Here is a 15,287-nt window from a genome sequence, read left to right as displayed (position 1 = left end):
TCTATTATGAATTTTAGTCAAGAGCCTATTTTAAATTACTAACCTGCAATTCCTGCACTTGAGAAGATAATATAAACTACTACCATAGCACTAGTGATAGCTGCTCCTGCAGTATAAACCTTCTTCCAAGGAGTTAATTCAACAGCCTTTTTATCTTCTAAGACAAAATCTTTATCACGTGGTTTTAACTTACCAATTACAACCATAATAATAGAACACAGTACAAATAAAACTGCTAAGATATGCAAGAAGTGAATTCCTGTATCCCAGAATAACTGTGTTGATCCATAAATTGTAATGAAGACAAATAGAGAAACTTTAGCTGCAACTGCTGGAACTCTTTTTGTTACATAACCAATAAAGATAATTGTAAAGATTGGTACATTATAAAAGCCATTTACAATTTGGAAGTATTGGAAGAAGCCTTTTGGAATTTTAGCAATAAATGGTGCTAAAGTCATAGCAAATAAAGCTAAACCTGTACCAATATACTTACCATAACTTACAAGCTCTTTATCGGATGCGTCTGGTTTAAATAAAGGTCTAACAATATTCAGTGAGAATAGTGTTACAGCTGAATTCAATGTAGAGTTAAAGGATGATAGAATAGCCCCAAAGAGTACTGCTGCAAAAAATCCTACTAATGGTTTAGGCAGTACTGCATTAACTAACATAGGATAAGCATTAGTCGGTTCTAAGCCAGTACCAAACATATTAAAAGCAATGATTCCTGGTAATATTAAAAATAAAGGACCTAATAGTTTCAAACCTGCTGCTAAAAGAACCCCTTTTTGGCCCTCTTTTAAGTTTTTAGCTCCTAATGCTCTTTGAATGATAGATTGATTTGTACCCCAGTAGAATAAATTAACTAATAACATTCCAGTAAACATTGTACTAAATGGTACTGGATCTGATGATGAGCCTATAGCATCTAGTTTCTCAGGGGTATTCTGCATAATAGTCTGAAAACCTTCAATCAAAGATCCATCTCCTAGAGCAAATAACCCAAAAATCGGAATAGCCAATCCTCCAATAAATAATCCGATACCATTGATTGTGTCTGATACTGCTACAGCTTTCAACCCGCCAAAAATGGCATAAATAGAACCTACAATTCCTATACCCCAGACTGCAATCCATAATCCAGTCCACTGACTAACTCCTAGTGTTTCTGGAATATTAAACATACCACTGATTCCTCTAGCTCCTGTATAAAGAATAGGTGGTAATAGGTTAAAAACATAGCCAAATAAGAATAAAATTGTAACTATTCTTTTAGTACCAGAATCGAACCTTTCTTCTAAAAAGTCTGGAATAGTTGTAATGCCACCTTTTAAATACTTTGGTAATAAATAAAAAGCTACTATTACTAGGGCTACTGCCGAGCCAACTTCCCAACCCATAACAGACATATTGTCTGTATATCCTTGAGCATTTAATCCTATTAACTGCTCTGTAGATAAATTAGTCAACATTAAAGAACCACCAATCATCCAACCAGTAAGACTTCTACCCCCAAGAAAATATCCATCTTGAGTATCTAAATCTTCTTCTTTAGTAAATTTGTAAGAAATAACTGCAACTAAAGCAGTAAAAAATATAAATGATCCAACTGTAAAAATATCCATTTTAAATTGCCCCCTTATCTTATTGAGTAGTTTAGATAAGGAGAATCTTATGAACTTATAATGAATTTTATTTGATTATAGACTTATTTCAGATTATTTCTCCTAATTAATAATCATGAATGAAAGAAAATTATTTTTTTACATAACAATTATATACTTATATTATTGCTTATCCTAATGATGTAAGTAATATCTAATCTATTTTGCCCTTTAGATACACCTCCTATTTTATATAAGTTTATAGATAAACCAACTTAGTTAATCAAATTAATTAAGTTGGTTTAAATAAATAGTAACTTTTGAAAGTTACTATTTATTTAGTGATTATTTGATTATAATCTTGACTATAAAAAGTATATAACAAATAAAAAAGAATATCAAGAACTTATAACAAAACTTTTTTAATGGAATTAAATAAGTTAATAAATAAAAAAATTATCTGTTTTTATTTTAATATACTTTCTTGTCTTTGTCAACTTATTTGCTGATAAATCAGATTTTTATTGTTAAGATAATCTAGGATCCTTTACTTTAAAAAATAAAAGTATGATTCCTAAGACAATCATTATAAAAGAACTACCAAAAACTACTTTATAATTTAATATATCGGCTAATAAGCCACCTAATAGAGAAATAATTGCCATTGTTAAACCAGTAACTGTATTAGTTAATCCTACATAAACTGTTCTTTCCTCAGGTGAAGAAGCAAAATCAGCAATGATAGTTATAAAAGAAACACTATTGCCTCCTAAAGCTATACCTGTTAAAATAAATACTAAATAGAAAAAAATTAGACTATGAGCAAAAAAAGCAACTGCTAATCCTAATGCATTAAAGAAGGCAGCAATTACTACTACCAGCTTATGACCATATTTATCTCCTAAATAACCCCAGAAAATATTAGTTAGACTCTTACTTATAATCAATACTACTGTAAAAATACCAACAACCTTATCAGCCTCCCCTGCCTTTAAACCTAACCTTTCAATGCCTGCTACTGTAAACAATCCATCAGCCATACCAATAAACTGGACTAAGACAGCTCCAATCAAGTAATTTCGGTAATTTATCTCCTTTTTTATAATTGATAATAATTTTTGAATATATTCTTTGAAGCTATCATTTTTATCTTCTGTTGGGTAAGCTGGCTCCTTAACTAAAGCTAAAAAAAGATATGAAATCATCATAGCTATAAAAGTTATCCCAAAGAGAATAGTAAAGCTAATTTGAAAAGAAAATTCCTTAATTATATAACCAGCTCCCAAAGCCCCGAATACCTCTAATAAACTACTTAAAAAGGTTCGATAACCAAAAAATTTCCCCCTGTTCTCCTGAGGAATTACTTTAGCTACTAAATCAAACCATACTGGGCCAACTAATCCAGAAAAGATAGTATGTAATGTCCACAGTAAAAAGAAACTAAACAATAACAGATTATTAGAAGCAAGTAAATAAGTTAAAATAGCCAAAAGCAATAAAGGTAGCCTTTGTAGTAGTCCAAAAATTAGTACTCTTCTCTTCTTTCTATCTAAACCTGCAGTCCACTTAGCTGATAATAATTGTGGAAAAGTAGTACCAAACATCATAATAGCTGCAATTAAACTGATTAAAAACTTAGATTTAGTTAATTGGCGAACAAATAAAGGTAAAATAGTACTAACTGAGATAAAACCCATACCTAAAGTATAAAAAGCACCGTCTAAAATATTTACTGCAAAATTAAACTTATAGTTATTGCTGATTTTTGTTTTAGCATCTTCTTTATTACTATTAGTCATTATTTTATTCCCCTTTTTAACAGTTTAACATTAATTATGTTTATAAAAGATAGGTTTAGTTATACTTAAAAAAAGAATTAGTTTTGACAAAGAGTATAATTGATGTTATACTTATGCACAATAATTGAATAGATATTAGCCTTATTGAGAGTGGTGGAGGGACTGGCCCTATGAAACCCGGCAACCAGTAGTAATTTTTAGTTTGAGTTTAAGATACTACAGTGGTGCCAACTCCTGCGGAAGTCTTAACTTCTGAGAAATAAGGGAAGATGATAACTCCTCTTCTCTTATAAGAAGAGGTTTTTTTATTGGAGGTGTAGATTATTATCCAAGATATCTCAATTGAAATTCTTAAATATGAAGTGAAGAAAGAATTAGGTTATCAAGAACAGACTGAATCTAATGCTAAAGTGGAAAAGATAATCTCTGATACAATAGATTTAGCCACTCCCCTATTAGAACCTAAAGGAAAATATATCATCTTAGAAGAGATAGATATTGATCAAGATAAAGTTAGCTTAGGAGCAGAAAAATTTACCTTTCAGAGTCAGGATATAGCTGACTTATTAGCTGACCAAGAAGAAGTAGCTCTTTTAGCAGTAACTATAGGATATAAATTAGAAGAGAAGGTAAATCAACTTTTTGCTGAAGGTGAATTAACTAAAGCAACTACTTTAGATGCAGTAGGTTCAGCAGCAGTAGAAGAAGTAGCTAATGAAGTAACTAGATTAATTAAAAAAGAATCTCTAACCAGAGGTTTATCCCATCTAACAATGCGGTTTAGCCCTGGTTATGGTGATACTAAATTAGATATGCAACCTGAATTATTAGATCTTTTAGATGGAGAAGAGTTAGATATTAACCTTAGTTCTGGTTACATACTAGATCCTCAAAAGTCAATTACTGCCTTGATAGGATTAGGTAATGTTGAATCAGATAGACCTAGTTGTGACTTTAACTGCCAAAATTGTGAATTTGAAACTTGTGTGTATGAATAGTAGTTGTTAGCTATCTGCTATGAGCCATGAGCCAATTCAAACCCATTACATTAATGAGCTTGTTACGTTTGATTTCTAGCTCACGACTCACAGCTCATAGCTCATCGCTGTGATATTAAAGTGACGCTTTATATCAATTAAACTACATCTTTGCAGTTAAGATCAAAAAATAGATAATTATAGATAGAGTAAGAAAGGAGTATGTAGTAGTGAGTAATTTATTAGATAGATTAGAAAATGAGATTCTAGTATTAGATGGTGCTATGGGTACTGCACTACAGAATAAAGGATTAGAAGTTGGTGACTGCCCAGAAGAATTAAACTTAACTAACCCAGAGATACTACAGGAGATATATACAAGTTATCTAAATGCCGGCAGTAATATTATTCAGACTAATACATTTGGGGCCAACTCCCTTAAGTTGGCTGAGTATGGCTTAGAGGATCAAGTAGTTGAGATAAATAGCCAAGCCGTAAAGTTGGCTCGAGAAGTAGCATCTAATAATAATGTATTTGTTTCAGCTTCTATTGGTCCTACTGGAAAGTTATTAGAGCCTTTAGGAGATCTATCTTTTCAGAAAGCTTATGAAGTATTTGCTCAACAGGCTAAAGCTTTAGAGGAAGCTGGAGCTGATTTGATTAATATTGAGACTATGACTGATCTACAGGAGGCTCGAGCCGCTTTAATTGCTGTTAAAGAAGAAACTTATCTTCCTGTAATCTGTAATTTAACTTATGAAGAGAATTTAAAGACAATGACAGGAACTGACCCTCAAACAGCAGTCACTGTTTTAGAAGCTATTGGTGCTGATGCAATTGGGGCCAACTGTAGCTTAGGTCCTAAGAAATTAGTAGAGATAGTAGAGATTATAGATCAAGAGACAGACCTTCCTATCTGTGTTCAACCTAATGCTGGGTTACCAATCTTAGATGATAATAACCAGACAGTCTTTCCTATGTCAGCTCAAGAAATGGCAGATTATATTCCAGACTTTATCAAGGCAGGGGCCAATATAATTGGTGGCTGTTGTGGCTCTACTCCTGAATATATAAAGTTGGTTAAAGAACAAGTAACAAATGTTACACCTAACAAAGGAGAAGTTATTAAAGAAACTAGATTAACTAGTCGAACTAAAACAGTAACTATCTCTGATGATTTACCAACTCGAATCATTGGTGAACGAATCAACCCTACTGGACGAGAAAAGCTATCAGATCAACTAGCTGAAAATAATATGGAACTTGTTTCTCAAGAAGCTACTAAGCAGGTTAAAACTGAAGCTGATATTTTGGATATTAATGTTGGAGTACCAGAAATTGATCAAGCTCAGGCTATGAAGTTGGCCCTAGAGACAGTCCATAATGTAGTAGATGTCCCAGTCTCTATTGATACAACTAATCAAGAGGTATTAGAAACGGGGCTACAACAAGTAGTAGGTAAACCATTAATCAACTCAGTAACTGGTGAACAGGAAAGTTTGGAACGAGTTCTTCCTTTAGCAAATAAGTATGGTGCAGCAGTTTTAGGATTAACTTTAGATGAGGATGGCATCCCTCCTACTGCTCAAGGAAGATTAAAGGTTGCTCGAAAAATTGTTAAGCAAGCTCAAGCAATTGGCATTAATAAAGAAGATATCTGGATTGATACTTTGGCTTTAGCAGCTAGTGCTGAACAAGAGCGAGTTCAAGAAACCGTTAAAGCTATTCGTCTAATCAAAGATGAATTAGGAGTTGCTACAGTCTTAGGTGTCAGTAATATTTCCTATGGTCTTCCAGTTAGAGAAGAAGTAAATACAGCCTATTTAGCTATGGCTATTCAAGCAGGACTTAATGCTCCAATCTTAGATCCAACTAGTCAAGCTATGAAAGCTACTGTAAAGTCTAGTGATTTATTAGTAAATCGTGATCCAGCTGGAAAGAGATATCTTGAATCCTATGCTGATCAAGAACAAGAGGAAAATCACACTAAAGATAAAGTAGAAGACACTACAACAGATGAGGATATTTTGATTACAATCCATCAATCAGTTCTAGAGGGAAATAAAGAGAATATCATCAAGCAACTTGAAGTAGCTTTAGATGATTACTCTCCTTTAACTATTATCAATCAAGCTCTAATTACTGGAATTAAAGAAGTAGGGGCCAAATATGATGAAGGAACTTATTTTCTTCCCCAGCTAATGATGGCTGCAGAAACAATGCAGAAGGCTTTTTCTAAGTTAAAACCATTGTTAGAAGAAGAAGGCGAGCAAAAAAAATTAGGTACTATTCTCTTAGCTACTGTTAAAGGAGATATACACGATATTGGTAAAAATATTGTTAAAATAATGTTAGAAAATAATGGTTTTGAAGTAATTGATTTAGGTAAAGACGTAGCTAATCAAGAAATTATAGAGCAAGTTATTACTAATGAAGTTGATTTAGTAGGGTTAAGTGCTTTAATGACTACTACTATGCCTAGGATGGAAGAGATTACAACTAAACTTAAAGAAGTAGCTCCAGAAACTAAAGTATTACTAGGTGGAGCAGTTGTTACAGCAGATTATGCTAAAAATATAGATGCAGATGGATATGCTGATAATGCAGTAGAAGCAGTTAAGAAGGCAGCAGAATTAATTGAGAATGGATAATTGAGCAATCAAATTATATATAATATATCAGTTTTAACTCACACTGACACTATATTCGAGAAGGGAGAATTGATTATGTCACTAAAAAATAAATTAAAAACTAAAGATTTTGTTATTACAGCTGAGGTTACCCCACCTAAAGGAACAGATTGTAGTAAAATCTTCTCAGTAGCTAAAGAATTAAAAGGAAAAGTAGATGCAGTTAATGTTACAGATTCACCAATGGCTAAGATGAAGATGAGTTCTATTATGGCAGGTCATTTGATTCAAGAAGAGACTGGATTAGAAGTTATTCCTCATGTTACCTGTCGTGATAAGAATATTATTGCTTTACAAGCTGATTTATTAGGAGCAGTCAACTTAGGAATTAATAATATACTAGCTATCACTGGAGATGATCCTACTCAAGGTGACCATCCTCAAGCTAGTCCTGTATTTGATACTAATTCAGTAGGAGTAATTGAGACAGTCCAAAAACTAAACCAAGGTGCTGATACTAATGATAATCAATTAACTGGAACTACTGATTTAACAGTAGCTACAGCTGGTAATTTGGGTGCCGATGATTTAGATGAAGAGATTGAAAGACTAGAAACCAAGGTAGCAAATGGTGCTGATTTTATTCAAACCCAACCTGCCTATGATTTAGACCTATTAAAAATATTTTTAGACAAAACTAAACATCTTAATGTACCAATCTTAATTGGAGTCTTACCCTTAACTAGTTATAAAATGGCTAAGTATTTAGATAGTACTGTCCCTGGAATTGAGATCCCAGAAAGTATCTTAGCTAGAATGGAAGGACAAGGAGTATCAGAGGGAATAAAGATCTCTAGTCAGTTCTTACAACAAGCTTATGATTTAATTGATGGAATTCATATTATGTCAGCTAATCGATCAGATATTCTCTTAGATGTTATAAATGAAATAACTTAAATAAGTAATAAGTCGTGAGTCGTGTGTCTTGAGCCAGTTTAAAATTTCTACATTCAAACAAAATCTAATTCTCAGCAGTACCTTAGTTTTAAGGTATTAAAATATTTTATGACTTTAAATTTAATTTGGCTCAAGACTCATAGCTCACAGCTCACGACTATCAATATTATATTTTTTCTCTAATACTTTGAATCTTTTCTTTTATATTTTCAGCCCCTACAATCTCTGTTACCATAGAGATACAATTAGCACCTCTATTCTTTACTATATCTATATTATGCTCTTTAATTCCTCCAATTGCTACAAAAGGAAGGGCAATATTCTCTACTACATAATCTAAATAATCTAAACCAACTGGAGCACAGACATCTTCTTTAGTATTTGTCTCAAAGATAGGGCCAACTCCTATATAATCTACTTGCTTTTTTTGAGCTTCTCTAGCTTGTTTAGGAGAATGAGTAGATAGACCAATGATTTTATTTGGCCCTAATAAATTTCTTACCTCTCTTACTGGTAAATCTTCTTGGCCAATATGTACTCCATCAGCTTCAACTGCTAAAGCTAAATCAACATTGTCATTAATAATCAAACTAGCATCTGCTTGAGCAGTCATCTTACGTAACTTTTTACATTCTTGATATTTATAAAGCATCTTCTTCTTTTTTTCACGATACTGAATTATCTCTATACCCGCTTCTAACATTTCCCTTGCTATCTCGATATTACTCCTACCTAAAGAATACTTTTCAGCAGTAATACAGTATAAATCAGTATTTAACATTTATTCTCCTCCAATACATAGTTTAATATGATATCAGCCTGTTTAGCAGCAGCAATATTGACTTTAGGAGATAACTGTCTTCTATTTAAGAAGTCTCTTAATGACTTTTCAAATTGGTTCATCTTTTTCTCCTTTATTAAATTCGCTGCCAGTCTTTAAAGACTGGTTGATACCCTTTCTGAGCTAACATATCTTTTATTTGACTTACATCTCTATCATCAGAGATATCAAATTGATTGGTCTCCTTCTGTTGTGTATAACCACCTACTGCTGTAGATGACTCAGCCGATAATTTAGTAACTCCTAAAGGTAATAGATCATCTCTTAGTTGAGCACTTTCTCGAGTTGAGACATTAATTCCTACTCGTGGTAAAAATAATCTATAAGCTAACATAATCTGAACTAAACTTTGATCATCAACAATTGAGTTAGGCTGATAACTACCTAGATGTGGTTGCAATCTAGGAACAGATAGACTTATTTTGGACTCTAGATACTTATTCTGTAAATATTGGGCATGTAGTCCTGTAAAGAAAGACTCTTTACGCCAATCATTAAGTCCTAATAAAGCACCAATATTTACTTTTCTCATTCCAGCTTGACAACCTCTTTCTGGAGCATTTAATCTGAACTTATAGTTCTTCTTTGGCCCTGTAATATGTACTTGATCATATATCTCTTCGTCATAAACCTCTTGGTAGATAGTTAAGGCATCTATTCCAGTAGCAATTAATTCTTCATACTCTTCAATCTCTAACGGATAGATTTCTAATGCTAAAGAAGGGAAATAATCTTTAAGTACTGTAATAACTTCTTTAAGATAGGAGATTGGAGCATGTTTTCTTGATTCCCCAGTCAAGATTAATAAATTTTTAATTCCTTTATTAGCAAGCACTTGTGCTTCTTTAGCCACTTGATCTAAGTTTAATTTATTACGTTTAAAATCATTAGAAATACTAAAACTACAGTAAGCACACTGGTTGACGCAATAATCAGCTATATAAATTGGAGCATATAAAGTCATAGTCTTACCAAAGTGTTGTACTGTCAATTGATGGGCCAACTGGGCCATCTCTTCTAAATAATCACTGGCTGCTGGAGATAACAGAGTTAAGAAATCTCTCTTTCCTAACTTCTCTTTATTCAAAACCTCTTCTACATCTCTATCTTCTACCTGCTTAAAAAAACTAGAAAAATCAATATTTTTAACTTCTTTATATCTATTATAATAGCTCATTTTATTCACCTAAAAATCCTGTTAGTGGTGAGGAAGCTGAGGCTTCAGCTTTAATTCTTCCTGTTCCAGCTAAATAAGCTTGTCTTCCTGCTTGAACAGCTTGTTTAAAGGCTCTTCCCATAGCTACTGGATCATTAGCAGTAGCTATAGCGGTATTAACAAGTACAGCATCAGCTCCCATCTCCATAGCCTCTGCAGCTTGAGATGGTTTTCCAATTCCTGCATCAATAACAATTGGTAAATCAATCTCATCAATCATAATTCTAACTAGTTCTTTAGTTTTTAGTCCTCGGTTAGAACCAATAGGAGCTCCTAGTGGCATTACTGCCGCTGCCCCAGCTTTCTCTAACTTTTTAGCTACCATAAGATCGGGGCTCACATAAGGCAGTACTACAAAATCTTCCTCAGCCAATATTTCTGTAGCTTTAATTGTTTCTTGATTATCTGGAAGTAAATATTTATTATCAGATATTACTTCTATTTTAACCCAATTCCCACAGCCGGCAGCTCTAGCAAGCTTAGCAATTCTAACTGCCTCCTCGGCAGTTCTTGCTCCAGATGTATTAGGTAATAAAGTACAATTATCTGGGATATAGTTAATTACATTTTCCTCTGGTGCATCAAAGTTAACTCTTCTTAAAGCCATAGTAATTACTTGTGATCCAGCAGCTTTGATTGTATCTGGGATTATGTCTTGGTCAGAAAACTTACCGGTACCAGTAAATAACCTATTATTTAACTTTTTATCACCTATCATTAACTTATCAGACATATTAGCATCCTCCTCCTACAAATCTTAATACTTCTAATTGATCACCATTTTGTAAAGTGATGTTGGCCCATTTTTCTTGTTGTATAACTTCTTGATTATACTCTATCACTAGTCTTTCTAGTTCTAAATTCTTAGTAGTTAAGAAGTTAGTTAGTGCCATCTCTTCTTCAAGTTTTTCTTCTTCTCCATTTAAGATTATCTTCATCTTTTTATCCCCTTTCTTTTAAGTTTAAAAGTATTGCTTTATCGAGATATTTCTGCAGTTTACAATTTACAGTGTGCAGTTAAGGTCAAAACCAGTAAAAATCTAAGATGTATCTTTACTAAAAATTTTTTGTACCTTTTTAGTAGTTTTATCAGATGTAAATGAAAAATAGTCAGTTACTTCAATTCATTTATTGTTAAACTATATAGCTGATTAAAATTATTGAATTAATGATAAAGACTACTAATTGCGCTCTGAATGAAATGAAGAAGTACTCTTGGGGTGTATTTTGACAAAAGGTACTCGGAAGAAGGCCGATAGGCCGTTCCGAAACCGTCTTTGAATTCAATTTTTTAAGTTAACTTTTTATTAAAAAGTGAAACAATATCTCGATAATACTCCACTTTATAAAATAAAAAGAGCTCCCCTACTAACGTAAGGAAGCTCTTAAGCATACTTATATGTAGATAACTGATAATTGAATGTATCAGGTTGCTTCCCTACGCTAGTATTATCTAGGTCAGGTTATAGGGTTGAAACATTCGTTTCTCTCAGCCCAAAAGGCACCCCTAGCTTTATATTCTATTTTAATTATATTATATATTATTCTATTGTTTATTTCAATATTTAGTTTCTTTAAACATAAAATAAGTGTAATTCTAAAAAAGGAGGTCTTTTTATCAGTAAATATAGAGTTATTGCTTTAGATGGTGGAGGAGTTAGGAGTGCTTTAACCATTACTCTCTTAAAACGACTCCAGACTAAATTTCCCCAGTTGATTAGCAAAACTAATCTCTTGGCTGGTACCTCTTCTGGTTCATTTATTGCTTTAGGATTAGCTTATAACAAATTACCAGATAAATTAGCTAAATTATATTCTTTAAAGAATAGTAAATATATTTTTAATCCATCTTATTTAAATTTAACCCGCCCTAGATATGATAATGAACATTTAACTAATCTACTTTCTAAACTATTTCCTTATTGCTTACAACTTAAAGATCTTAATTATCAAGTTTTAGTTCCTAGTTTTGATTTGATAGGTGATAAAACTTGGCAACCAGTCTTTTTTAACAATTTTCCTAATTCTAAAACTAGAAATAAATCTGTAATCCAAGTAGCTTTAGCTAGTTCTGCTGCTCCTACCTATTTTCCTTCTTACAAAAACCATATTGATGGAGCTATTATAGCTAATAATCCTAGCTTAGCTGCTTTAGCAACTGTTAAAGAAAAAACAAATCAACAGCTTGATGATATCTATCTTTTATCTATTGGAACAGGAGTTATTCCTTATCAAATTAAGCAAGATACAGAGCAATGGGGAATTTCACAATGGGCCATTAATCCCACTCCCCCTCCTAGTCTACCTCTACTTAATTCTATTATGGAAGGAGGAATAAGAGTAGATAATCAAATCTTATCTCAATTATTAGGTTCAAATTATTTTAGATTAAATTTAGAACTATCTAGGTCAATTTCTTTAGATGATTATAAGCAGATACCTTATTTGACATCTTTAGCAGAAAGCTTGGACCTTAGCTCAGTTATTAAATGGCTTAAAAAATATTGGTTTTAACCTAGAAATCATAAATAATTAAGTATAAGAGATGTAATTAATGATATAATAACGATAGTAAAGGAGGTAAAGAAATGAGAATACCAGAACATATAGGAGTTATACCAGATGGTAATAGAAGGTGGGCTGAAAACCAAGGCTTAAATAAAGAAGACGGCTATACTTATGGACTTGGCCCTGGTTTAGAAATATTTAAGCTATGTCAACAAAAAGGCGTTAAAGAATTAACCTTCTATGGTTTTACTATGGATAATACTAAACGTCCATCTGTCCAAACGAAAGCTTTTACTAAAGCCTGTATTGAAGCTGTTAAAATGCTGACTAAAGAAGATGCAGAAATACTAGTAGTAGGTAATACAGATACGCCTATGTTTCCAGATGAATTACTTCCTTATACAAAAGAACGTAAGACCTTTGGGCAAGGAGGTCTAAAAGTCAATCTATTAGTCAATTATGGTTGGCACTGGGACTTAAGTAACCTTAACGAGAACCAAAGTCGTTCCAAAAAGGGGATTATATCTTCATTAAAATCCCATGATATCTCTCGTATTGATTTGATTATTCGTTGGGGAGAACGAAGAAGATTAAGTGGTTTTTTACCAGCCCAATCAGTCTACTCTGATATTTACGTAGTAGATAGTTACTGGCCTAACTTTAAAGAAGACCACTTTTACCAAGCCCTTAATTGGTATGATCAGCAAGATATTACTTTAGGCGGTTGATATTAATAAATCAACCGTTTTTTATTTCAAACACCTTTCTTTTCAAAATTTAGCAGTTCATATATTACATATCTTAGTCATAAGTTATAAAAGAAAGGAAGGTGTTATTCTTATGTTAAAAAAACTAAAAAAATTATTAGGATTTTCTAAAGAACATAAAGCTACAGTAAGAAAAATACGACGGTTAGCTGTATTAGCAGAAATAGAAAATCAAAAAAAGAAAATAATAACTAAAGATAAATTACAAAATTTTGCTCGAAAATATGGCAAAGATCCTCGAGGAATTGGAGGTTATTTTAAAGGGAGAAAAGCAAGTCTAAAGAAGATAGATAAAAATAGATATAGTCTAACAGAACCAGGTGTCAAGAAAGTTAAACAAGCCCAAAAAGAACTTGGGAATAGTTGGATAGAAAAATTACCAATAACAGAAATTTGCAAGTCTAAAAAAGAAGATATAATTAAATTTTAAATAACAAAAGAGGGTATTAACCCTCTTTAAAGTATTTTAACTATTTACTTCTCCGGCTTTAATAAAAACATATTCTGTCAATAATGGGCCAACAATTTCAGTAATAGCTGTTGTAAAGAGAAGAATATTAAAGATTAAAACTCCTACTTTTTCATTATTGACAGAAAAATGAATAAAATCACTTTGTACTTTATAAGTTAAATCAATTGCAACTCCAATTTGTGGCAACAAACCAACTCCTATGTATTTAGTTACTTTTTTAGGTGCTTCAGATAGCCAAGCTCCTAATGAGGCACCACCTACTTTACCAATAATTCGAGCTATAGCATAAACTAAAGCTACCATTAAAAAACTACTAGAAGTAATATTATCAAAACGAATATGAGTTCCAGCTAAAATAAAGAATATAGCATATAAAGGAATAGTCAAAGTATCCATATGTTCAGCAATACCTAGATGTTTTTTAGAAAAATTCCTATAAGCAAAACCAACAGATAAATTAGCGATTAATGGTGAAAAATTAAGAGCAAGAGCAGTTGCTGATACTCCAAAGACTGTAGCTAATAATAATAATACTTTACGAGTCTTATTATAATAATGAACTCCCATTAGTTTTTGAGAAAAATAGCCAATATTTAAACCTAAAATTACGGCTCCAATAATCTTACCTAAAGGAATAAAGAAGGTATTAAAGATAGATAAGCTAGCTGTTGGTGATACAAGAGTTAAAGCAATAGGTTCAGCAAAACTAAAAATTATTAAAGCTAAAGCTTCATCAATAGCTAAAACTACTAATAAGGTAGCTGCTAATTCACCTTTGGGTTTGTATTCTTTGATTACCAATACTGTAGCTGCTGGAGCAGTAGCAGAAGCAATAGCTCCTAATATAAGAGCTATAAATAAAGGTTCTCCTAATAATAACATACTAATTGTTACTAAAGAAAATGCACCTAACGATTCAAGCAAAACAATTAAAGCAAACTCTAACTCTAGTTTTTTTAATACACTAATTGATAATTCACTACCAATAGTAAAAGAGATAAAAGAAACGGCTAACACAGTTACATAACTAAAAGAATCAATTAAATAAGAATACCATTCTTTTTGTATAGCAGTTAAAAAAGGAAGATCTTGAATCAAACTACTACTAAATAGGATCCCAATAAAAATATAACCTACAATACTAGGTATTTTAAGTTTTTTAGTAATAGAAATCATTAAAAAAGAAACTACTACTAAAGCTCCAATAATATAAATAATTTTATGTTCCAAATGGTTAAGCATAGACCATTTTTGTAACTCATGTAAAGTTTCTACTGCTTTTAAATCCAATTCTTCTCACCCCAAATTTCTCCTCACTTTAAATTGATTTTTTGTAGTCTTCTATTGTTTATATTAACTATAGTTAATATAAGTCCTGCCTTAAATTTTAAAATAACTTTTATTAGATATAATTTCTTATTATAACCATTGTAATATTTTTAAAACATTTTTAGTTATTTAGTTTATTTTATAAAAAAATTAACTCGTATTAAATCCACCTCAAAAGTCATAA

Annotated in this window: 14 protein-coding genes and 2 riboswitches; of the genes, 6 read left to right on the top strand and 8 right to left on the bottom strand. The window is 31.9% G+C overall.

From position 1 onward, the window contains the following. Positions 1-38: 38 nt before the first annotated feature. Complete coding sequence (locus ACYQ39_RS01140; protein WP_459840034.1) at positions 39-1,628, bottom strand: solute:sodium symporter family transporter; 1,590 nt, start codon at positions 1,626-1,628, stop codon at positions 39-41. Between the two features lie 506 nt (positions 1,629-2,134). Continuing rightward, entirely contained in the window at positions 2,135-3,406 is a 1,272-nt protein-coding gene (locus tag ACYQ39_RS01135; protein WP_459840033.1) for an MFS transporter, read from the bottom strand. A gap of 138 nt (positions 3,407-3,544) precedes the next feature. Next, positions 3,545-3,672, top strand: a riboswitch (SAM riboswitch). 96 nt (positions 3,673-3,768) lie between these two features. Here ACYQ39_RS01135 and ACYQ39_RS01130 point away from each other — a divergent pair. From ACYQ39_RS01130 to ACYQ39_RS01120, 3 genes are all read left to right on the top strand, one after another. Further along, positions 3,769-4,404 (top strand): hypothetical protein, encoded by a 636-nt coding sequence (locus tag ACYQ39_RS01130; RefSeq protein ID WP_459840032.1) that lies wholly within the window; start codon positions 3,769-3,771, stop codon positions 4,402-4,404. Positions 4,405-4,613: 209 nt separating this feature from the next. Continuing rightward, a complete protein-coding gene (locus ACYQ39_RS01125; RefSeq protein ID WP_459840031.1) occupies positions 4,614-7,034 on the top strand; it encodes a homocysteine S-methyltransferase family protein in 2,421 nt (806 codons plus the stop codon). Between the two features lie 75 nt (positions 7,035-7,109). After that, positions 7,110-7,970, top strand: coding sequence for a methylenetetrahydrofolate reductase (locus ACYQ39_RS01120; RefSeq protein WP_459840030.1), 861 nt, complete (start codon positions 7,110-7,112; stop codon positions 7,968-7,970). Between the two features lie 166 nt (positions 7,971-8,136). Here the strand turns inward: ACYQ39_RS01120 and thiE are convergent, their stop codons facing one another. The 5 genes from thiE to thiS are packed head-to-tail and all read right to left on the bottom strand — an operon-like array spanning position 8,137 to position 10,965. Next, on the bottom strand, positions 8,137-8,751 hold the full coding sequence (thiE, locus tag ACYQ39_RS01115) for a thiamine phosphate synthase (RefSeq protein ID WP_459840029.1): 615 nt from the start codon (positions 8,749-8,751) through the stop codon (positions 8,137-8,139). Beyond that, positions 8,745-8,873 carry a hypothetical protein gene (locus ACYQ39_RS01110; RefSeq protein WP_459840028.1) on the bottom strand — a complete coding sequence of 43 codons (129 nt, stop codon included), beginning with the start codon at positions 8,871-8,873 and terminating at the stop codon, positions 8,745-8,747. The genes thiE and ACYQ39_RS01110 overlap by 7 nt, the downstream gene beginning before the upstream one ends. A gap of 14 nt (positions 8,874-8,887) precedes the next feature. Further along, the gene (gene thiH / locus ACYQ39_RS01105) at positions 8,888-9,988 is read right to left on the bottom strand and encodes a 2-iminoacetate synthase ThiH (protein ID WP_459841609.1); all 1,101 of its coding nucleotides are present in this window, start codon (positions 9,986-9,988) and stop codon (positions 8,888-8,890) included. A 1-nt stretch (position 9,989) separates the two neighbouring features. Beyond that, positions 9,990-10,760: a thiazole synthase gene (locus tag ACYQ39_RS01100; RefSeq protein ID WP_459840027.1), complete on the bottom strand. Its 771-nt coding sequence runs from the start codon at positions 10,758-10,760 to the stop codon at positions 9,990-9,992. Between the two features lies 1 nt (position 10,761). Then, a complete protein-coding gene (gene thiS / locus ACYQ39_RS01095) occupies positions 10,762-10,965 on the bottom strand; it encodes a sulfur carrier protein ThiS (protein WP_459840026.1) in 204 nt (67 codons plus the stop codon). A gap of 480 nt (positions 10,966-11,445) precedes the next feature. Further along, positions 11,446-11,546: riboswitch (TPP riboswitch) on the bottom strand. 98 nt (positions 11,547-11,644) lie between these two features. On the opposite strand from thiS, the gene ACYQ39_RS01090 reads away from it, so the two are divergent. From ACYQ39_RS01090 to ACYQ39_RS01080, 3 genes are all read left to right on the top strand, one after another. Beyond that, entirely contained in the window at positions 11,645-12,541 is an 897-nt protein-coding gene (locus ACYQ39_RS01090) for a patatin-like phospholipase family protein (protein ID WP_459841607.1), read from the top strand. 74 nt (positions 12,542-12,615) lie between these two features. Then, positions 12,616-13,263 (top strand): polyprenyl diphosphate synthase, encoded by a 648-nt coding sequence (uppS, locus tag ACYQ39_RS01085; RefSeq protein WP_459840025.1) that lies wholly within the window; start codon positions 12,616-12,618, stop codon positions 13,261-13,263. A gap of 112 nt (positions 13,264-13,375) precedes the next feature. Then, complete coding sequence (locus ACYQ39_RS01080; RefSeq protein ID WP_459840024.1) at positions 13,376-13,732, top strand: hypothetical protein; 357 nt, start codon at positions 13,376-13,378, stop codon at positions 13,730-13,732. Between the two features lie 36 nt (positions 13,733-13,768). Here ACYQ39_RS01080 and ACYQ39_RS01075 read toward each other — a convergent pair whose 3' ends face one another. Next, positions 13,769-15,064 (bottom strand): cation:proton antiporter, encoded by a 1,296-nt coding sequence (locus ACYQ39_RS01075; protein ID WP_459840023.1) that lies wholly within the window; start codon positions 15,062-15,064, stop codon positions 13,769-13,771. Positions 15,065-15,287 lie beyond the last annotated feature (223 nt).

The organism is Halanaerocella petrolearia, from assembly GCF_054657875.1.
Note: the sequence above shows the minus strand (reverse complement) of the source record. Positions and strands in the feature narration are given on the sequence as shown.